We start from the raw sequence: 21,845 nt of genomic DNA, 5'->3' as shown, positions 1-21,845 counted from the left end.
CGAAAAACCCTGTCTTATAAAACAGGGTTTAGTAGCGAGAATGGCGACTTATATTTAATAATACACCCACTGCCATTAACATTAATGTCAAACTTGATCCACCATAACTTAAAAACGGTAAAGTAATACCCGTAACAGGCATCAACCCTGTTACAACACCAACATTAATCATTACTTGAATCGCAATCATCGCCACAATACCTACTGCTAAAAACGTACCATATAAATCTGGCGCTCCTAAAGCTATACGAATCCCACGCCATAATAATAGACTAAATAATAATAACACAAATGAACCACCAATAAAACCTAATTCCTCGGATAAGATTGCAAATATAAAGTCTGTTTGCGGTTCAGGTAAATAAAGAAACTTTTGTCTACTTTGTCCAAGTCCAAGCCCGAATAGTCCACCCGGTCCAATTGCGAGTAACGATTGAATAATTTGAAATCCACTTCCAAGCGGATCTGACCACGGGTCTAAATATGATGTTATACGTTTCATTCGATACGGTGCTGATGCAATTAGCCCTACAAATCCTGCTACACCAAGTAAACCAAACATTGCAAAGTGAAAGACCCTTGCTCCCGAGATAAATATCATAATGATACATGTCCCAACCATTACCGTTCCTGTACCAAGATCTGGCTGTAACATAATCATTCCGAAAGCAAGAAATACAAAACTTAGAGCTGGTAGTAAACCACGTTTAAAAGAGGTAATTAATTTTTGTCGTTCCGCTAAAAATTTCGCTAAGAAAATAATCATCGCAAACTTCATAAATTCGGACGGTTGAATGGAAAATGCTCCAATTCCAATCCAGCTTCGCGCTCCTCCACGAACAAGTCCTACACCAGGAATAAGAACGAGAATAAGAAGAATGAAGCAAACTAGCAAAATCACTTTTGAGTACGTACGCCACACCCAATAATCAATTTTCATAATTAAAAACATAGCCACTACACCAAGACCTGCAAATAGCAATTGCCTTTTTGCAAAAAAGAATGAGTCCCCCATTTTATAAGAGGCCCAAACCGCACTCGCACTATACACCATAACCATTCCAATTGTTAACAACGCAAGCGTAACGATGATGAGAATAAAATCAGGCGTTTTCTTCATTACCCATAAACACCACCTCTTTAGGCAGAAACTTTTGCCCTATGTAACAAAACATCAGTAGGTGTTAGCCTACTGATGTTTTGATTTACTCTATATAAGTTTATGCACAGCTTGTATAAAAATGTCTCCTCTTTCTTCAAATGTTTTAAATTGATCCCAGCTTGCACATGCTGGAGAAAGAAGAATTACATCGCCATCTGTAGAATGAGCATAAGCTTTCACTACCGCTTCATCTAAAGTATCGACACTTTCAATTGTATCTAATCCCGCTTTTTCTGCAGCTCTTACTAATTTTGGAGCTGTTTGTCCAAATGTTACAATCGCTTTAACATTTTTGAAATATGGAATTAAATCATCGAATTCATTTCCACGATCGAGCCCACCCGCTAATAACACAATCGGTTGTGTAAACGCAGATAAAGCTTTCTCTGTCGCTAACATATTCGTTGCTTTTGAGTCATTATAAAACTTACGATTATTAATAGTTGTTACATACTCTAAACGATGTTTTACACCTGTAAAACGTTTTAGCACCGCCGTAATCGCTTCATTAGAAACACCCAATAATTTTGCGATACTCATCGCCGCTAAAATATTCTCTAAATTATGTTGACCAGGTAAAACGATATCACCTACTTCAACAACTTTTTCACCTTTAAAATAAAGAGCATTATCTTTTATATACGCGCCATCTTCAATTTCTTTCGTTGTTGAAAATAGTATTTTTTGTCCTTTACTATAAGCAGATAAAGCCATAACATCTGCATCATCTGCATTTATTACACTATAATCATTTTCTGTTTGGTTCTTAAAAATATTTGCTTTTGCTAAACCATATTCTTTCTTCGTCCCATGATAATCTAAGTGGGCCTCAAATAAATTTAAAAACGCAGCAATTTTAGGTTGGAACAATTCTACTCCCATCAGTTGGAATGATGAAAGCTCTGTAACTACAACTTCATTTTCTTTTGCATCCTGTGCTACTTCACACGCTACAGTTCCAATGTTCCCTGCAATTATAGGATGCTTTTGTCCTTCTTTTAGCATTTCAAATGTAAGCATTGTCGTCGTCGTTTTACCGTTAGATCCCGTAATCCCAACAAATGGCGCTTCTGAAATACGATATGCTAATTCAACTTCCGTAACAATCGGAATTTGCTTTTCTTTCGCAGCAACTAATATTGGATTATAATATGGGATTCCTGGATTTTTTACTACAAGAGAAATATTTCTCTCTAACAATTCTAAAGGATGACCACCACATACAACGTCCATTCCTTTTGCTTGTAATTCTGCAGCAAGTACATTATCTGCTAAAGGCTTTCCGTCATTTACAATAACGTTCGCTCCTAATTTTTGTAATAATGTAGCTGCTGCATAACCACTTTTTGCAATGCCTAATACAAGAATATTTTTATTTTGAAATTCAGTTACAGTTTTCAATTACATCCACACCCCGATATAAATTCCTAACACAGCTAATAAAAATCCTACAGACCAAAACGTCACAACAACACGCCACTCTGACCAACCACATAATTCATAATGATGGTGTAGTGGACTCATTTTAAAGACACGTTTTCCTGTTGTTTTAAATGAAATAACCTGGATAATAACAGATAAAGTTTCCATTACGAATACTCCACCAATGATTACAAGTAGCAATTCTTGTTTTAATAAAATTGCTACAGCTGCAATGGCTCCACCTAAAGCTAAAGAACCTGTATCTCCCATAAACACTTTCGCTGGATTCGCATTGAATACTAAAAATCCAAGTACAGCTCCTACAACCGCCATACAGAATATTGCTACTCCAAATTGCTCTTGCGCTACAGCAATAATACTAAACGCTCCAAATGCAATAGCAGCTGTTCCTGATAATAAACCATCTAAACCGTCAGTTAAGTTAACTGCATTTGATCCACCAATAAGCATAAATAGTACAAGTACAAAATATGCCCAACCTAATTCAAACTTAACATCCGTTCCCGGAATCATGATGTATGTGTGGAACGCTTGCCCTTTTCCAATTAAAAAGAACGCAATAGCAATAACAAGCTGACCTACTAATTTTTGTTTTGATGTTAAACCAAGATTTCTCTTCTTAACTACCTTTATGTAGTCATCTAAAAATCCAATCAATCCGTAACCAAACGTCACTAATAGTAATAATGAAACCTCTGCACCTAAATGATTAAACTTAATCGCCATAATAAGTGAAGTGACCATCATAGATACGTATATGACGATACCACCCATTGTCGGTGTCCCTGATTTTTTTTGATGCGACTTTGGTCCCTCATCACGAATACTCTGTCCGAACTTTAATTTTCTTAAAAATGGAATAAACAATGGCGAAAGGGCAACAGAAATTAAGAATGCTACCCCAGCCGTTACTAATAAACCTTGCTCAAGCACATGTAGTCCTCCTCTCACGTTGTTACTCTTCGTTGTTTAAACGCTCTGTAATTGCTTCTTTAGCGACTTCACGATCGTCAAAATGATGAACGTCTTTACCAATAATTTGATATGTTTCATGACCCTTACCAGCAATAATGATGATATCTTCAGCTTTCGCGTTAGCAATCGCATGGTATATCGCTTCTTTTCTATCAATAATTACTTCATAATTATTTCCATTTGCACCCTGTACCATATCATCTAAAATTGCCCCTGGCTCTTCACTTCTTGGATTATCTGAAGTGTAAATTGCATGAGTTGCATATTTTGTTGCAACACTTGCCATGATTGGTCTCTTCGTTCGATCTCTATCGCCGCCACAACCGACGATACAATATACGTCGCCTTTTGCAAATTGCTTTGCTGTTTTCAATACATTCTCTAAACTATCTGGTGTATGAGCATAATCAACAATAACTGTATAATTCTGTCCACCATCAACCACTTCAAAACGTCCTGGAACTCCAGCTAGTTTCTTTATTACATCAAGGATTGTTTCTAAACTTACACCAGAAACAAGTCCTGCCGCTGTTGCCGCTAGTACGTTATATACATTAAATTTCCCAATCAATTTCATCGTAACATTTACACTTTCATACGGCGTTACAAGCGTAAATGTAGTTCCACCACTCGTCATAACGATATCTTTGGCCATAATATCACTTGTTGTATCAATTCCATACGTTACAACAGTTGCTGCAGTACTTCTCATATATTCCTCTGTTACAGCATCGTCGTTATTCAGTACCGCATATTTTTCACGATTATGATTATAACTATTGCCCAGTTGTGCAAATAGCAACCCTTTTGCATGTTTATATTCTTCCATCGTTTTATGGTAGTCTAAATGATCTTGTGTTAAATTTGTAAACACTGCTACATCGTAATCACATCCGTGTACACGACCAAGATCTAAAGCATGTGACGAAACTTCCATTACTGTGCTATCCACACCGTGTTCAACCATTTTTGAAAACGTCTGTTGAAGTGTTAGTGCATCTGGCGTTGTATTTTTCACCTCAAATGTTTCATCACCGATTTTCATATTAATCGTTCCAATTAGCCCTGTTTTATGACCATGTGCGCGCATAATTTCATCCATAATATGCGATGTTGTTGTCTTTCCATTTGTACCTGTAATCCCGATTAAATGTAACTTGTGTGTTGGTTGACCATAAAAATAATCAGCTAAAACCGCTAACGAACGAAAAGTGTTTTTCACAAGTACAACTGGAACGTCAACATCAATTGGTCTTTCCGCAACAATAGCAGCCGCTCCTTGTGCCGCTGCTTGCTTAGCAAAATCATGGCTATCAACCGTATATCCTTTCATACATACAAATAAGCTTCCCTCTTTCACTTTACGTGAATCAGCTTCTATAGATGTGATTTCTGGATTTTCTTTTGGAACAACTGGAAAATCATGCAAACATGATACAAGTGTATGCAACTTCATTTCACTAAACCCTCTCTACATTGTGTATTTATCTCTTTTTTAATACGCAACACGCTACCTCCTAATTAAATAAAATAGGAGGTACGTGCTACTATCGTCTAATAAATAGACCTATTTATAAATGAGACTCTTACGGCCTCAAATTAAGTAACTCTTCTTTAGAGAACTCACTTCCACCAATTGTACCATAAAACGTACTAGGTTACCTTTAATTCCCGAAGTAAATTCTAATTTTTGAGCCTTCTTTCACTTTAGCTCCTGCTTCTGGGGACTGTTTAATGACTTTCTCTCCGTCTCCGCTTATATCAAGCTTCAAATCGACGAGTTGCGTCTGTAAATCTTTCTTTTTCATACCAATTAAATTTGGAACTTCCACAGTTGGTATATCGCCCCATTTATATTCTCTTTCAACTTGTTTTGTTCTCGGTTTCACTCCCATAACAGGAAGTGCATCCCGAAGAATATTTCCAACAATTGGAGCTGCCACTACTCCACCAAATTGCGTTACACCTTTCGGATTATCAACAGCAACATAAACAACAATTTCCGGATCATCTGCTGGAGCAAAACCGATAAAAGATACAATATAATTATTCTCTAAATATTTACCATCTTTCACTTTTTGAGCCGTACCTGTTTTTCCACCTACACGATACCCATCAATGAAAGCACCTTTACCAGATCCTTTTGCTACAACATTCTCTAATGCATACCGAACTTTTTCTGAAGTTTCCTTGGAAATAACTTTCCTTTTTGCTACAGGTGTTTTTTTGCTTACAACTTGATTTTTTTTCGGATCAATAAATTCTTTAGCTATATACGGTTGATACAAAGTTCCACCATTTACAGCCGCTGCCACTGCCGCTACTTGTTGGATTGGCGTAACAGAAACGCCTTGACCGAATGAAGTTGTTGCTTGCTCAACTGGACCGACTTTATCTAAATTAAATAAAATCCCACTACCTTCACCTTGCAGATCGATTCCTGTCTTCTGTCCAAAGCCGAAATTACGAATGTATTTAAACAATCGGTCTTTACCAAGACGATCACCCAGCTCGATAAATCCTGGGTTACAAGAGTTTTGAACTACTTCTAAAAACGTTTGGCTACCATGGCCTCCTGCTTTCCAGCATTTCAATCTTGCTCCACCAACTTCAGCTGCTCCATCATCATAAAACGTATCTTTCTCTAAGTCTACTAAATTTTCATTCAAAGCTGCGGCTAACGTAATGATTTTAAATGTTGAACCAGGTTCATACGTACTCCATACTGGTAAATTTCTATTGTACACTTCTGGAGAAACACTTTGAAAATCTGCCGGATCAAAACTCGGCCGACTCGACATACCTAAAATTTCACCATTTTTCGGATTCATCGCAATCGCAATCATACCATCTGGATTATATGTCGACTCTGCGATGTTCATTTCTCTTTCCATAATTCTATTAATACGTGCATCAATTGTTAAGCCTAAATTCAAACCAGCTTCTGGTTTTTTGAAATCATCACCAACATTAGGCATCCTTTGTCCTTTTGCATCTGCAAAAAAACGCACATGACCTTCATCACCATTTAGCTCTTTATCATAATATTTTTCTAGTCCCATAAGACCTTGGTTATCACTACCAGCAAACCCCAATACGTGTGACAAAAAGTTGCCAAATGGATAGTACCGGATAGAGTCCTCTGCGATATAAACACCTTTCAAACTTAATCCTCGTACCTCTTTCGCTTTATCATGTGATATTTTCCTTCCGCCTTTATCTAACCTTACAATCGATTCTTTTTTTGTAATTCTCTTATAAATCTCATCTTTTTCCACACCTAATACTGCAGCTAACTTCTCTGCAGTCTCTGCTGGTTTTTCAATTTGCCTCGGTACAACAAAGACAGTTGGAGCACTTTTATTCGTAGCAAGTTCCACACCATTTCGGTCTAAAATCTTCCCACGTTCAGGTTCAAAAGTAATATTACGACTCCATGAATCTTTCGCACGATCCGTTAACATATTCCCAAGAAAAAATTGCACATATCCAAGACGAATATCGATGATAGTGAAAATAAGTATACCTGATATAAGTATAAAAATAAGTCGTTTTCTAACTGTTACATTTGATACACGCATTTTGGAACAAGCCTCCCTTACGCCTAGCTTGTTCCAATATATGCTTGTACTTATTTAATTAGAACTTCTTCTCTTTTATCATTACGGCTTTTCTGCTTCTTGTTGTGGTTCAAGTGGCGGTACAAGTGTTACACCTAACTCTGTACCAGGTTGCAACAATGTTCCTTCTGGTACACTTTGTTCGGTTACGTATCCTGTACCAGTAGGTTTTAGATTAAGCTTTAATGTTTTTGCTAAATTCATAACATCACGAAGTGCCCAGCCTTGTATATTCGGCATTGTAGGTTGATCTCCCACTAAGAACACTCGATCACCCTTCAATGTTTGTTCAGTCGCTTTCGGTACTTGTTGCTGCACTTTCCCTTCACCTAATACGATTGGACGAAGTTTTGCTTTATCAATAGCTTTTTTCGCTTCTTCCATCGTTTTTTCGATTACATCTGGAACAGCAGTTTGCTGCTCTTTCACATATTTCTTCGGATCTTTCACTTCATTAGGTTTAATCTTTAAATACTCTAAACTATTCTTCGTTACATATTTAAAAATATCAGCTAAAGGTTGTGCGCCACTCTCATCATCTTTCAACTTCGGTTTTTTAACTGCTACATATACAACAAGTTGTGGGTCATCCATAGGTGCCATACCTAAGAACGAGAATATGTAATTCTCTCTTCCTGTCATATAGCCACCTTTTCCATCCGGAATTTGCGCTGTTCCTGTTTTACCACCAACTGAATATCCATCGACTTTATAAGCAGTTCCCGTGCCTTTAGGCGATGTAACAACACGTTCTAATAACTGTCTTACCTGCGCCGCTGTTGCTTTCGTAACAGGTTTCCCTACTTCTTCTGGCTTATGTTCTAATTTTACTTCGCCTGTTATTGGATCTACAATTTTATCAATTGTATAAGGCTTCATCATTTTCCCATCATTTGCAATAGCTGTTGCAGCTTGCACAAGCTGGATTGGCGTTACAGTAGAACCTTGTCCAAAAGCTGTTGTTACTTGCTGTATTTGCTGATCGAATATAATTGTATTTGACCCTTCACCAGGTAAATCAATGTTCGTTTTTTCATCTAATCCAAAACTATGAATATATTTTCGGAAACGTTCTGGGCCAAGTTTTTGATCCCCTAAAATTGCAAACGCTACGTTGGAAGAACGCTCTACCCCTTCATCAAATGTGATAGATCCCCATCCAGCGCCGCCGTTATGATCTTTTATTTTTCGGTTTCCGACTTGATAAGTACCAGACTGATAATAATCTTGTCCCTTATACACACCTTCATTAATAGCTGCTGCTAGCGTGAATATTTTCATTGTTGATCCAGGTTCAAATGCATTTGCAATTGCGTCATTATAAAAATAATTATTATTCTCTTGGTTCGGATCATAACTAGGCTTACTAGACATCCCTAATATTTTCCCTGTTTTTGGATCCGCAACAATTCCTATTAAACTTTCTGGTTCATAATGTTTACTCGCTTCTTTCATTGCGTCTTCTAAATAACTTTGAATACGCTGGTCAAGCGTTACATATACATTATCTCCATTTTTAGGTGCCTCTACATTCACTTTCCCACCATCAAGAGACACACCTTTACGGTCACCTGTATAAGCTACTTTTCCGTTAGAGGCTCCTAAATACTTATCTAAACTCTTTTCTAAACCAAATTGCCCTTTAGCAACACCCTTATCATCAGGTCTCGCATGACCTACGACATAAGATGCGAAATCACCATTTGGATATACCCTTGCATTTTCAGTAATAAAAGATATACCTGGCAATTTTAATGCTTCTATTTGATCTTTCTGTTCTTTCGTCAAGTTCTTACCTAATTTCCCGAATTCTACTTGACTTCTACCTTCTTTATTTAACGTAGCTAAAATCTTCTCTTCATCTTTTCCGAGCACTCCCGCAATTTTCTTTGCAGTATCCTCTTTATTCTCAACCTGATTGGCACCTTTTAATTCCGCTACAAGCTTATAAGAGTTTGCATCTTGCGCTAATACATGGCCGTTTTGATCATAAATCGTCCCGCGGTTTGCTTCAAGAACTCCGGTTTTACTATGCTTTTGCTGAGCGAGTTTATCTAAATCTTGATTATGCACTGTTCCTGTTGCTTGTATGTAAAAAAATCGGGCTAATAACAGCAAAAAGAGCAGGAGGAATAAAATCATAAAATACCCTGCTCCCTTATTGGTATGAAATTTAGTCATAGTTCTCTTCATTTTCCCTTCACACCTATTGCCTTATTTGAGGCCTTTCACATTATTCGCATTAATTTCTAGCCCGTGTTTTTTTGCAACTTCAGAGATGCGTTCATAACGACTTAACTTCTCTACTTCAGCCTGTAATTCTTGATTTTCTTTTTGCTGCTGTACAATTTTTTGTTCTATCGTCGCAGCTTCTACATTAACTTGATAAAGGCCTGCTTTATTTCCAATAAACGCTACACAGGCATACAATAAAAAGCCAATAAACGCTACATACAACAGTTTTTCGATTCTTGTAATCTTCGCTTTAGCTTTTGGCTGAACCATCTGCTGTGGGGGCGTTTGAATCTGAACCTCTTCTTGCGCTTGTTGTTTGTACTTTACAGCTAAGTTACTCATACCTCTCTCCCCTTTTTATCGTTTTTCAGCGATTCTCAATTTCGCAGAACGCGCTCGATTATTTTCTTCTAACTCTATATCAGAAGGTAAAATCGGTTTTCTCGTAATAAGCTTTAATTTCGGCTTAAATTCATCAGGAATAATTGGTAACCCTGGCGGCAATTGTGGCGTTGTACTATTTCGCTTAAACGTCGTTTTACAAATACGGTCTTCTAAAGAATGGAACGTTATAACACTAACTCTTCCGCCTGGCTTGACCATCTCAATTGCAGATTCCAACGCTTCTTCAAATACTTTCAATTCATCATTTACCGCAATACGGATTGCTTGGAACACTCGCTTCGCAGGATGTCCACCCGTTCTACGAGCAGGAGCTGGAATACCCTCTTTAATTAGTTCTACTAATTCTCCTGTCGTTTCAATAGCTTTATTCTCACGATATGCTTCAATTTTCCTTGCTATTTGTTTTGAAAACTTCTCTTCGCCATACTGGAAGAAAATTCTTACAAGTTGTTCATATGACCAGCTATTTACAACATCATATGCTGTTAATGGGGCATCTTGATCCATTCGCATATCTAACGGTGCATCATGATGATAACTAAAGCCACGCTCTGGTGTATCTAATTGCGGGGATGAAACACCTAAATCAAATAGAATACCGTCTACTTCTGTTATACCTAATTCCTGTAGTTTTTCAGATAAATATCGGAAATTACTCTTTACTGTTATGAATTGCTCACCGTATGAAGAGAATTTTTCTTTCGCATTTTGAATTGCTATCTCATCTTGATCAAACGCGATTAATCTTCCGCCTTCAGTTAATTGGGATAATAAATAAGAACTATGTCCTCCTCCCCCCAGTGTACAATCTACATATGTACCATCTGGCTTTATATCTAAGCCGTCTACTGTTTCCTTCAAAAGCACTGTTACGTGTTTAAACATTGTTGCACCTACTCTTTTTCCAATTAATTATGTTGAATGTATCTCTCCTTCTAAACGCATGTTTCACGATTAGAAAACGAAATACTGTGAAAGAACGACTCATTTAACTTGCCTACAACGGCAGCATACTATACAAATCGCTATTTTCTTTTATTATATACTAAATTTTATCATCTTTTGCGGGAATTTAAATAAAAAACTGTCGAAAAAGCTAATAATACGTTTACATTTTGTGCTATTTTGTCATATATTTAAGTATCCTGCATAATTGCAATATCCACTGTTTTTAAATTAATAATTCAGAAAAATTTCACTTCACAGTAAATTCAACGAGATAAAAATAAAATCCTGCTCCTAAGAGCAAGATTCTATAGTTTTATAACGTGATGTTTTCCATTCCAAGAAAACGGCTTTTCCATTACACGATCAATGAAATCTAAACCGTACTGATTTAAATAGTAACATATATTCCACACACGCTCTTGCGGCGCTCCTGATGGACGGAGTGCAAATTGTATACGACGGAATTTGTTTAGTTGCACTTCATGTTTTTTCTCAACATTTCTTTTCAACATTCTTTCCAATAGTTCGATTTGTTCATTAATTTTGAATTCATTTTTCCCTGCAAACGCACTTAACCCTGGATCTATTTTCTTCACAAACTGTTGTAATGACGTATGAATATTAATTATTTCTTTTTTCGCCTCTACAAATCGGTCATCTATCGGTTCCTCTATTTGATTAGATAACCAATCATCACGCAACTTATCTACGTTATTTAAAAACGGATCACTCTCTTGCAATTGTAAATCATGCAAATCTGTCGCTATATCCCTCTCTATATAAGTAATTGTAATACGCGGAACGACAGGCGGCATTCGGAAACCGATAGTATGGAAAACTTGTTGTAATTCACTCCAGTAAGCTAATTCTCCCGGGCCTCCAATAAACGCCAACGTAGGAAATACATACTCTTGCATAAGAGGACGCGTTACAACATTATTACTAAAGCGCTCCGGGCTTCTTTCCATCTCTTCAATTAATTCTTCATATGAAAAGGAATACGCTCCATCCTTCCCAACAAACCTTCCTTGATCGTCTTCAAGCAACACTCGCTCATTATCAATTTCCATGAATATATGTATTGCATTAGACTTTGTTTCAATAATTGGTTTATATCCTAATTTTTTAATTACTTCCTGTTGGTTATGAAGTCCCTCTTGTACGTCTTTATACTTACCTACAATTTGTTTAAAAAACGACACTTCTAATTTTCTTAATTCAGGATGATGCGAATCGACAAGAATTAAACCAGAATTCACGAACATTTTCATAATAAGATGACCAAAGAAATCTACATACGTATTCGATTTCCTCAAAGAATCATCAATAAATCGAAGTACATCCTTTGTGAAATTCGTTTCAGGGTATGTTTTGAAAATTTCTTCAATCCACTTTCTACAGTCTTCCAAAGAAAGCTCAGACTCTGAAGCACTCGCCTTTTTCGGATTACGATCATGAAAAATAGTCTTTTTTATTTTTTTATTCTTCGTTACGAAAGTATGATTAATTTCATCCATATCATGATCTTCACCAGCAATCCAGAAAACAGGAACAACTTTAACACCTAAACTTTCTTCCTTTTCCTTCGCAAGCTGTAAAACTGAAATAATTTTATGAATCGTATAAAGTGGTCCTGTTAATAACCCAGCTTGTTGTCCAGCTATTACAACATATGTATTTTCATCTCCAAGCGCTTTTACATTTTGAATTGTAGCTTCTCCCGCTTGTAATTTTGTATTATATTCTAATAAATGCGCTACTAAATCTTGGCGGAAAAACTCCCTCTCACGCAAATCTTGTACACGCTGTTTAAAAGCATCTTCTGTTAACATATAATCAAAACACGACTGTATCTCTTTTTTACCGTTCATATAGTCCGCTACAACACCTTGTTGCGGAACAGAGATTTCTTTTATCTCCATATAATTCTTCCTTTCGTATCCTGTTCTCTCACCAATCCACATTGTAGTCAATGTTTCACGTAAAAGCAAAGAATTACACTTATGCTTTTACTTCCAACCCTTTTATTGCATCAAACAAAAATCGGAGTGTCGGAACAGATTTTCGCTGTTTCCTAGCTTCTTCTAATACATATCCAACAATCGCACCAATTTCCGTTTGTCTATTCGCTCTTACATCTGCCAGCATAGATGATGTATTATGAGACGTTCTTTCACATACTTGACGTACCATTTCCCATACTATTTCTTTTTCTTCTTTAACAAGAAAAACGACTTCGTGAAATACTTGCTCCATCATCTGATAAAAAAATGGGTTCGTAATCAAATCTCCGTTCTTGACTTGTAATAACGCCGTTAATGGATTGATACATACATTTACTACTAATTTTTTGTGCATAACATCCTTCCAATCATCTTCTATTTGAATCGGAAAATGAGGAAAAGGAAAGCAATTAAACATTTTTTCAAAATGTTTAGACCGGCCGTGCACAATTCCAAACTTTGTTACACCTATCCCAGTATGATAAACGGTATGACTTTCTTCTTTTTTCGCACCATGCTCTACAATTCCAACTGCAATATTTTCATTCTCTATTTTCTGCATAGCATGAAGATGTGACATTCCATTTTGCAAAAAGATTAATGAGGATTCCCCTCGTACAAAAGGTAGTATGTCAGTTATATGATATTGCTTAACAGCAATAAATATATAGTCTAGCTGTCGATCTAGCATACTTTCTATTGGTAAAACAGGTGGGAATACCGTTTCGCGTTTCCCCTCCCTAATACAAGTTACACCCGTTATATTCAATTCGCCAGCCTGGCTAGCTGTCCTTGTAAACAACGTAACATCTTGATTACTTTTTTGTAAATAAAATGCATATAATAGACCGATAGCTCCTGGTCCCACAACTCCAATTTTCATTTTCACACAAGGAACTCATATGAACACGATACATAAGTCCCTTTTTCCCCTCCCTTTTTATCCCACAATCACCCGATTGGTAAGGACTCATAATTAACTAAAGAGGAACAAACGCCACCTCTTCTTCCACTATGTATATACTACTTATTAATATGCTCCTACTCTTAGTTTAGCAAATCCCCAAAAAAATAATAAAAGAAATATACTATCATCTTCATAAAAATAAAAAAATGAGTTATAATATTATTATAAATATTTTTACTTTTCTGCATTCAACGAGACAAAAAAAGGATGTGATGTTATGGGATTCCCAAAAGTTGAGCGCTTGCTCATCAATTATAAAACATTAGACGAGTTTAAAAAATTTAAAGGTTGCGGAGCTCAAGAACTCTCCATGTTAGAAGAATTACAAGCAAATATTATTGAAAACGATAGCGAATCTCCATTCTACGGTATTTATTATGGTGGATCACTCATTGCACGTATGAGTCTATACATGAAAAGGGACGGCGGAGAACCATTCGAAATTACAGGTACTTACCTAGAACTCTATAAACTCGAAGTATTACCAACTTTCCAAAAACAAGGATTCGGAGAAATGCTTGTAAATTATGCGAAGGGGCTTCAATTCCCAATTAAAACGATTGCACGTATCCATTCAGCTGGTTTTTGGGATAAATTAAATTTCCAACCTATATCAGTACCTGATGGTGATTTTTATGTTTGGAACCCAGAGACAAATTTGAATGCGGTTACAAACGAAGAGTCTGCATAAGAAATAAAAAAACAGCTACATAGCAGCTGTTTTTTTATTTCTTTAACTTTTCTAATTTTCCATTCGAACGAGCACTATTTCTTTCTGCTACCATTACACTTCTTTTTTGATCGATATAATCAAGCAGTGTTCTATATTCTTCCTCATATACTGATAATCGCTCCAACAAGCTCTCTTTCTCCGTTTGTAACGATTCAATTTGCTGTTGCAACACCATTAAAGAGTTCTCATCTTTATAATTTTGCAAGAAATTAATAACATCATTCAATGTAATTGACGCAGGCTCTAGCACCTTCGTCTCTTTCACTTCATAATTTTCCACTTTACGCAGTTGCTTTGCTTCTTCAATACGTTCTTTGTATTGCTTTCTAACGTAAGAATTCCATCTAAATCCACATGCTGCTGGTGTACGAGATAAATGCCTTCCCACTTCTTTAAAGGCAGATAATTGCGTTCCACCTTCTCGAATATGCCGGAGTACTACTTCTGCCAGAAGCAAATCTTCATCATCAGTCCAAGCATCTTGTCTTGTTGTCGCCATCTCTCTAGTCCTCCCTATGCATTTTTTATTAAACATATGCAGTTACTAGAAAAGATAGAATACATCAAATGAAGAATAAGACAAAAAAAAATAAACGTAGAAGATATCTTCTACGTTTATTTCCCGCAATTACTTGCTGATTACTTCTTTACCTTTGTAAGTACCGCATGCTTTACATACACGGTGAGCTAATTTCGCTTCACCACAGCTTGGGCACTCTACCATACCAGGTACTGATAATTTGAAATGCGTACGACGCTTTCTTTTTACTGTTTTAGAAGTTCTTCTAAAAGGTACAGCCATTCTTCCCACCTCCTTAAAAGAAATAGTTATTTTCATATGAAGGCCTGAACCAGTCTTCCGATTATTTGTCAAAAAACTTTGCAAGTCCTGCCAATCTTGGATCAACAGGCTTTTCTTTGTCTTCTTCCGAAATCACTTGCCAGTCTTGACCTTGCGTCGGTGCTCCACCAGAAACATCATCACTGAAAATTTGCATTGGAATCTCCAAAAGTATATTTTCCTTGATTACGGGCAGTAAGTCAAGTACTTCTCCTTCTAAACAATGAATTTCAGCGTCAGTTTCAAATTCTTCTTGTGAAGTTTGGAACACCTCAGTTGTTTTAATGTCAAATGGTAATGTCACATCTACTAAAGAGCGAGAACATGGTAAAACCATGCTTCCAGTTATATGTAGATGGAACGTAAACTTACCGGAGCCAAAATCAACTCTTCCTGTTACGTGAACAGGATTAATTTCACGAATATCTTTCTCGACCTCTTTTAGCTCACTTACATCTACCATCTCATCCAATGTCAATCCTTTATTTCTCAATTTATTCAATTGATGGATGGACCATTTCATATCATATCACCTCAAGGCAACAAACAAAATTATAGCTAGCCATTTTATATTTGTCAATGTTTTTTCTTTACACTATAATGAAGTCATCATAGTAAATAATATATAGAGTATCACGTTTTTCAAAAAGATGCTACATCGAAAGGAGAGATTACCATAAAAGCCAGTGGTATTGTCGTTGAATATAACCCTTTTCATAACGGTCATGATTATCATGTGCAACAAACAAAAAAGTTAACACACACTGATATAACAATCGCTGTTATGAGTGGCCCTTTTTTACAACGTGGTGAGCCGGCACTCGTATCCAAATGGTATCGCACCAAAATGGCCTTAGCATGCGGTGTAGACCTCGTTGTAGAGCTTCCTTATGCCTTTTCAACACAAAAGGCTGAAACCTTTGCAAATGGTGCTATTTCTATTTTAAACGCCCTACACGTTTCTGAAATTTGTTTCGGTAGTGAAGATGGACAAATCAAAAATTTTTATAACACGATCTCTGTGCAAAAAAATGAAGAAGAGACTTATAATCGTCTTGTAAAGCAATTCATGAACGCAGGTAATAGTTACGCAAAAGCTACATCTGAAGCTTTCCGACACATTTTACCTTCCGAAAAAAACATAGACATGTCACAACCAAATAACATTTTAGGCTTCCAGTACATGAAAGCAATTCTGTCGCAAAATAGTTCTATGCAAGCACAAACGATAAAAAGATTCGCATCTCATTATCATGATGAAACTTTTAACGACCAACATATTGCAAGTGCAACAAGTATTCGTAAACAACTTTTTAGCGAAAATAGTTCCTTTACAGAAATTGAGCCTTTTATCCCCGAAGCCACTGCTTCTCTTTTAGCAAATTATAAACAAAACTACGGGATATTACATAATTGGGAACAATATTTTTCATTTTTCAAATACAAACTTATGACGATGTCTCCAGACGACTTACGACATATATATGAAATTGAAGAAGGTTTAGAGCATCGTATTTTATCAAAAATACAAAGCAGTTCCTCCTTCCATTCATTCATGGAAGCATTAAAAACGAAGCGTTATACGTGGACTAGGCTGCAAAGAGCTTGTACACACATTTTAACAAATACAACAAAAGAAGAAATACATAGCGCAAATATAGAACAGCATGCACCGTACATTCGTCTACTAGGCATGTCACAAAAAGGACAAACTTACCTTTCAAAAAACAAGAAAAAAATAGAGCTTCCAATCCTTACCCATACAAAAACATTTGATCACCCTACTTTACACATTGAGCGAAAAGCCAATTCTGTATATTTCTCCATCATGCAAGAACCGTTACGAACACAACTACTAAAACAAGATGCAACATATCATCCAATTCGGTATGATGAAACAACTGCAAAATTCCTATAAGAAAACCTCTCTTTTTCAGAGAGGTTTTTATTTCTTACCCATTTTTTCCAAATACATTAATGCATCATCCAGCGTATCAACTGGTACAACTTTCATTTTCGTTTTAATATCTTTCGCAGCCTCAAGTGCATCTTTATAATTCGATTTCTCCGCACCTTTTTCATTTGGTGCAAAGAACACTTCAGCACCCGCATCACTCGCAGCGACCACTTTTTGCTGAATACCACCAATCGGACCAATTTCTCCCTTTTCATTAATCGTACCTGTTCCAGCTATTTCATGCCCTCTTGTTAGATCCTCTTCCACCAGTTGATTATATATTTCTAATGTAAACATTAAACCTGCCGATGGCCCGCCTATTTCATGAGAGTCAATTTTCACTTTCGGATCAACCACTAATTCTCTTTCCGTAACGATAGAAACACCTATACCAACACGACCATTTCCATTCGGAATAGTCTTTACATTTAAAATTTCTTTTAGCTGTTTTCCATTCCTCTTATATTCAATATTTACTGTATCTCCTTCTTTTTTCCCTGTCATATATTCAATAAATTGCTCCGTCTTTTCAAATGTTTTTCCATCGACAGCTATAATAATATCGCCAAGTTTAAGCTTCCCTTCTGACGGCATCCCTTTCGCTACACCGGCAACCAATACACCTTTATTTTCAAAAGAAACAGTACGATTTGCACGTTTATACGCATTATAAATCGCTGCATTTTGCGAGTCTTTCATGGCATAATTTTGACGAAATTGATATTCTTCATCACTTTCACCTTTTTGCAATATTTCTTCCGCTTTCGAAATATGTGTATATTTATTAAACTGTGCCGCTATTAAATTGACCACATTTGCCGGTCCCATCGAAACCGTAACAAGCATAAAATCACCAGATTCTTTCGTTCCCCCCTCAACTTGAACGTAAGGCTCTAATTTTGCAGCCATTCCTGGTTTTGTTACATAATACGGTAAACGTACGTAAACAAGTAACATCGCCAATATAATCCCTATTAAAATTGCATATATAAACCGAAAACGTTTAAACATTATGTTTCTCCTTCCACTGCTCAATTAATAAATGAATATTTGCAACATGTTTTTCCGCTTCTACCTCTCCTACTCGAATAATATCTTCAATGTTCGTAAAGGCACGAGAACTAAATTGTTCCACAGCTGGGCGCATCATTAAATCAGATGCAATTTGCCGATTCATCACAAGCTCATGTTGCATAATTTCAATACTTTGCATAATTACATCATAAATAGACGTAACTTCTCCATTTACTTTAATCGGGGATACATCAACAGCAATGACAATATCGGCACCTAACTCTTTCACAACCGATACCGGGATGCGATCAATTACTCCACCATCTACCAATAACCTTCCATCTATTTTCTCTGGTACAAACACTCCAGGTACAGATATGCTAGCTCTCACCGCCTCCGCAACAGGACCACTTGTAAAAACTACTTTTTCCCCCTTCAAGATGTCAGTAGCCACAACAGCCGTCGGGATATCTAACTCTTCTAAATTTTTATTATATGTAAACATTTTAATCATATCTTTGACACGTTTTCCAGCAATAAATCCCATTTTCGGAACCGTAAAATCTAAATAATATTTCCTCTTAAAAACATTTGCCAGTTTATACAGTCTTTCAATGTTTGAACTAGCTGCATAAAATGTACCTACTAAAGCCCCCATACTACTTCCTGCAATCATATGAATCGGTATATCATTTTCCTTTAAAACTTTTATAACACCAATATGAGCAAAACCTTTTGCTCCCCCAGATCCAAGAGCTAAGCCAATTTTCGGTTCTTTCATTTTTCTCACCCTTTAATTTTTTTCATTCCTTTTTCATACTTATGGTCTAAATTCACTACGTATCCACGTATACTGAAATGAACGTTTTTTGGGACAAAGGGGGATTTACTTACATGTATGAAAAATGGAAAACGGCTTTCCTTACCATATCAACACTGTTTTTAACCTTTTCTCTTGTACTCCACCCCCAAGCTGCTCTGCAAGCTTCCATTCGAGGGTTAAATATATGGTGGGAAGTTGTATTCCCTTCACTTTTACCTTTTTTCATCATTGCCGAACTTCTCATTAGTATTGGTGTTGTAAAATTTATAGGCGTTATATTAGAACCACTCATGCGACCACTTTTCCGCGTACCAGGGATAGGCGGATTTGTTTGGGCAATGGGAATGGCTTCAGGATTCCCCGCTGGCGCCAAATTAAGCGCTAGACTGCGTAAAAGCAATCAACTAACACAAATTGAAGCAGAGCGCCTCGTATCTTTTACAAACTCATCCAATCCACTTTTTATTTTTGGAGCTGTTTCTATCGGTTTTTTCAATAATCCGAAATTAGGAATTGTATTAGCTGCTGCACATTATGTAAGTAACTTTGCCGTCGGGTTACTGATGCGTTTTTACGGTCATAACAACATTTCCATGCACGATAAACATACTACTAAAAAACGCCCTTTTCAAAACCCATTTTCAATCCTACACGAGACACGTATGCAAGAAAAAAGACCAATAGGAAAATTACTTGGGGACGCTATCGTTTCTTCTATTCAAACGTTACTTATGATTGGTGGATTTATTATTTTATTCTCTGTTTTAAATAAAATGATTACTGTATTTCATATTACAGCAGCTCTCTCTTTTATTATGCAACATATTTTATCATTCTTCCAACTAACTACTGAATTTAGTATTCCGATATTATCTGGCATTTTTGAAATGACACTCGGCAGCCAAATGATTAGTCAAATAAATGAAACACCCCTCCTGCAGCAAGCGATGGTAACAAGCTTTATTTTAGCATTTAGCGGCCTTTCTATTCAGGCGCAAGTTGCTAGCATATTAGCTGAAACAGACATACGATTTAAACCCTATTTTTTCGCACGAATTATCCAAAGTATCCTTGCTCCTATTTTTACCTTTATATTTTGGAAACCATTCTATGAAAAAGTAAGCTCTTTTTCACCTATGCAAAAAGATACCCCCGTCTTTTTATCGAATCATTCTTCTATACTGCATGAAATTTGGACATCTTTTGTACAATACGGACCAATATTTACATTATTTTGTTTATATGTATATGTCATCTTATTATTTTTTCGGAGCAATAAAGAAAAACCCCGTTCACTTTAACGGGGTTTGAAACTTTTCTTTTAAAGCACGTTCTACAACAGGAGGCACAAGGTCTACTACACTTCCTCCATATCTCGCAACTTCTTTCACAATGCTCGAGCTTAAAAATGAATATTGGTTATTTGTCATAATAAAAAAGGTTTCAATGTTTTCATCTAATTTTCGATTCATAGAAGTAATTTGCATCTCATATTCAAAATCAGAAACCGCTCGTAACCCACGTAAAATCGCGTTCGCATTACGCATTTTCGCATACTCGACTAGTAGTCCACTATGTGAATCTACTTTTACATTCGGGATATCCTTTGTTGCTTCTCGAATTAAATCTAAGCGCTCTTCAACTGAAAAGAAAGGTTTTTTTGACGAGTTGTTTAAAACTACTACGTATACCTCGTCAAATACTTTTGCTCCCCTTTTAATAATATCCAGATGCCCAAGGGTAATTGGATCAAAACTTCCCGAAGAAATAGCTATACTTGTCATTCCGTCCCCTCACCTTCATACTTATAGATCGATATCGCTGTAATGCCGTAATTTTCAGCTCGTACTTTTACAAGTCTTCCTATTGACTCGGGTAAAACTACATCATTACCATGCTCTGCCATAATTAAACCATCGTTATGTAGCAATCCATGTTGATCCATTACACTGATTAAAGATATAATTTTTTGATCTTTATATGGGGGATCAATTAGTATAAGATTGAATGACATTTCACGTTTTATAAGCGCTTTTATCGCACGTTCTGCATCATTTCGATATACTTCAGCTTGTTCCTGTATTCTACAACTTTCTAAATTTTGATGGATTACCTTTATCGCTTTGTTGTCGCGATCAACAAAAATCGCTTTATCAATCCCTCTACTTATAGCTTCGATTCCAAGACCACCGCTACCGCCAAATAAATCAAGCGCGATACCACCATCAAAATAAGGGCCTATCATATTAAAAATTGATTCTTTTACTTTATCTGTCGTTGGACGTGTTGTATTACCTGGCACCGCTTTAAGCGGGTGTCCTTTACATTTTCCTGAAACTACTCTCATCTGTTGTCACTACCTTTATTTCAATCTATGGAGCAATTATTGAAAATTTTTCTCCACTCGGTAACCGCTACCAAACTATACGATTCCATTCATCTTTCAACGAACACTAGAAGAACTTAACTTAAAATAATCGCTCTGTATTTTTATGTATTCATCTCACTATTCGCTAACACGAACCATTCGTTTCACTTTACCTTTTTTATCCTATCATAAAATAAAAAAAAGAAAAATAAAAAGCCCAACATAAAATTTAATTTCATAATGTATATCTTCATTTAGATTGGACATAAATAATTATAACAACATCACCTTCGATGTTGTTGCCAACCGCGGAGAAGACTTACGTTTCCCCATAAGTTCTTCCTCCGGTTT

The 21,845-nt window shown here is 36.4% G+C and carries 20 protein-coding genes; 3 read left to right on the top strand and 17 right to left on the bottom strand.

From position 1 onward, the window contains the following. Positions 1-28: 28 nt before the first annotated feature. From spoVE to panE, 10 genes are all read right to left on the bottom strand, one after another. A complete protein-coding gene (spoVE, locus tag ACZ76X_RS13205) occupies positions 29-1,120 on the bottom strand; it encodes a stage V sporulation protein E (protein WP_078419030.1) in 1,092 nt (363 codons plus the stop codon). 90 nt (positions 1,121-1,210) lie between these two features. Continuing rightward, the gene (murD, locus tag ACZ76X_RS13200; RefSeq protein ID WP_479850655.1) at positions 1,211-2,563 is read right to left on the bottom strand and encodes a UDP-N-acetylmuramoyl-L-alanine--D-glutamate ligase; all 1,353 of its coding nucleotides are present in this window, start codon (positions 2,561-2,563) and stop codon (positions 1,211-1,213) included. Continuing rightward, positions 2,564-3,538 carry a phospho-N-acetylmuramoyl-pentapeptide-transferase gene (mraY, locus tag ACZ76X_RS13195; protein ID WP_000893058.1) on the bottom strand — a complete coding sequence of 325 codons (975 nt, stop codon included), beginning with the start codon at positions 3,536-3,538 and terminating at the stop codon, positions 2,564-2,566. A gap of 22 nt (positions 3,539-3,560) precedes the next feature. Then, positions 3,561-5,036 carry a UDP-N-acetylmuramoyl-L-alanyl-D-glutamate--2,6-diaminopimelate ligase gene (murE, locus tag ACZ76X_RS13190; RefSeq protein ID WP_342715541.1) on the bottom strand — a complete coding sequence of 492 codons (1,476 nt, stop codon included), beginning with the start codon at positions 5,034-5,036 and terminating at the stop codon, positions 3,561-3,563. A gap of 208 nt (positions 5,037-5,244) precedes the next feature. Beyond that, on the bottom strand, positions 5,245-7,161 hold the full coding sequence (locus ACZ76X_RS13185; protein ID WP_098667520.1) for a stage V sporulation protein D: 1,917 nt from the start codon (positions 7,159-7,161) through the stop codon (positions 5,245-5,247). 81 nt (positions 7,162-7,242) lie between these two features. Beyond that, positions 7,243-9,393, bottom strand: a complete 2,151-nt coding sequence (locus tag ACZ76X_RS13180; protein ID WP_479850654.1) for a penicillin-binding protein — start codon at positions 9,391-9,393, stop codon at positions 7,243-7,245. 21 nt (positions 9,394-9,414) lie between these two features. Further along, entirely contained in the window at positions 9,415-9,777 is a 363-nt protein-coding gene (gene ftsL, locus ACZ76X_RS13175; protein WP_000067082.1) for a cell division protein FtsL, read from the bottom strand. A gap of 15 nt (positions 9,778-9,792) precedes the next feature. Further along, positions 9,793-10,725 (bottom strand): 16S rRNA (cytosine(1402)-N(4))-methyltransferase RsmH, encoded by a 933-nt coding sequence (gene rsmH / locus ACZ76X_RS13170; RefSeq protein ID WP_166701987.1) that lies wholly within the window; start codon positions 10,723-10,725, stop codon positions 9,793-9,795. A 368-nt stretch (positions 10,726-11,093) separates the two neighbouring features. After that, positions 11,094-12,710: a bacillithiol biosynthesis cysteine-adding enzyme BshC gene (bshC, locus tag ACZ76X_RS13165; RefSeq protein ID WP_479850653.1), complete on the bottom strand. Its 1,617-nt coding sequence runs from the start codon at positions 12,708-12,710 to the stop codon at positions 11,094-11,096. A gap of 79 nt (positions 12,711-12,789) precedes the next feature. Next, positions 12,790-13,680: a 2-dehydropantoate 2-reductase gene (gene panE / locus ACZ76X_RS13160; RefSeq protein WP_479850652.1), complete on the bottom strand. Its 891-nt coding sequence runs from the start codon at positions 13,678-13,680 to the stop codon at positions 12,790-12,792. A gap of 295 nt (positions 13,681-13,975) precedes the next feature. Between panE and ACZ76X_RS13155 the strand changes: the two genes are divergently transcribed. Beyond that, complete coding sequence (locus ACZ76X_RS13155; RefSeq protein ID WP_098667515.1) at positions 13,976-14,449, top strand: N-acetyltransferase; 474 nt, start codon at positions 13,976-13,978, stop codon at positions 14,447-14,449. 34 nt (positions 14,450-14,483) lie between these two features. On the opposite strand, the gene ACZ76X_RS13150 is transcribed toward ACZ76X_RS13155, so the two are convergent. From ACZ76X_RS13150 to ACZ76X_RS13140, 3 genes are all read right to left on the bottom strand, one after another. Further along, positions 14,484-14,990, bottom strand: coding sequence for an RsfA family transcriptional regulator (locus tag ACZ76X_RS13150; RefSeq protein WP_479850651.1), 507 nt, complete (start codon positions 14,988-14,990; stop codon positions 14,484-14,486). Positions 14,991-15,119: 129 nt separating this feature from the next. After that, positions 15,120-15,293, bottom strand: a complete 174-nt coding sequence (rpmF, locus tag ACZ76X_RS13145) for a 50S ribosomal protein L32 (RefSeq protein WP_001984764.1) — start codon at positions 15,291-15,293, stop codon at positions 15,120-15,122. 61 nt (positions 15,294-15,354) lie between these two features. Beyond that, a complete protein-coding gene (locus ACZ76X_RS13140; protein ID WP_098667513.1) occupies positions 15,355-15,855 on the bottom strand; it encodes a YceD family protein in 501 nt (166 codons plus the stop codon). Between the two features lie 153 nt (positions 15,856-16,008). Between ACZ76X_RS13140 and ACZ76X_RS13135 the strand changes: the two genes are divergently transcribed. After that, complete coding sequence (locus ACZ76X_RS13135; RefSeq protein WP_180233419.1) at positions 16,009-17,250, top strand: nucleotidyltransferase; 1,242 nt, start codon at positions 16,009-16,011, stop codon at positions 17,248-17,250. 27 nt (positions 17,251-17,277) lie between these two features. Here ACZ76X_RS13135 and ACZ76X_RS13130 read toward each other — a convergent pair whose 3' ends face one another. Together ACZ76X_RS13130 and ACZ76X_RS13125 are read right to left on the bottom strand one after the other, a co-directional pair. After that, positions 17,278-18,300: a SepM family pheromone-processing serine protease gene (locus tag ACZ76X_RS13130; protein WP_479850650.1), complete on the bottom strand. Its 1,023-nt coding sequence runs from the start codon at positions 18,298-18,300 to the stop codon at positions 17,278-17,280. Further along, positions 18,293-19,084, bottom strand: coding sequence for a patatin-like phospholipase family protein (locus ACZ76X_RS13125; protein ID WP_479850649.1), 792 nt, complete (start codon positions 19,082-19,084; stop codon positions 18,293-18,295). The genes ACZ76X_RS13130 and ACZ76X_RS13125 overlap by 8 nt, the downstream gene beginning before the upstream one ends. Positions 19,085-19,197: 113 nt before the next feature. Between ACZ76X_RS13125 and ylbJ the strand changes: the two genes are divergently transcribed. Next, positions 19,198-20,427, top strand: a complete 1,230-nt coding sequence (ylbJ, locus tag ACZ76X_RS13120; RefSeq protein WP_479850648.1) for a sporulation integral membrane protein YlbJ — start codon at positions 19,198-19,200, stop codon at positions 20,425-20,427. On the opposite strand, the gene coaD is transcribed toward ylbJ, so the two are convergent. After that, complete coding sequence (gene coaD, locus ACZ76X_RS13115; RefSeq protein ID WP_000200598.1) at positions 20,419-20,910, bottom strand: pantetheine-phosphate adenylyltransferase; 492 nt, start codon at positions 20,908-20,910, stop codon at positions 20,419-20,421. The genes ylbJ and coaD overlap by 9 nt on opposite strands. Continuing rightward, the gene (gene rsmD / locus ACZ76X_RS13110) at positions 20,907-21,473 is read right to left on the bottom strand and encodes a 16S rRNA (guanine(966)-N(2))-methyltransferase RsmD (RefSeq protein ID WP_342715552.1); all 567 of its coding nucleotides are present in this window, start codon (positions 21,471-21,473) and stop codon (positions 20,907-20,909) included. Before rsmD ends, coaD begins: the two co-directional genes overlap by 4 nt. Between the last annotated feature and the right edge of the window lie 372 nt (positions 21,474-21,845).

This window comes from Bacillus sp. BC05(2025), from assembly GCF_056725905.1.
The sequence above is the reverse complement of the archived record's forward strand: the minus strand, read 5'-3'. Positions and strand labels throughout refer to the sequence as shown.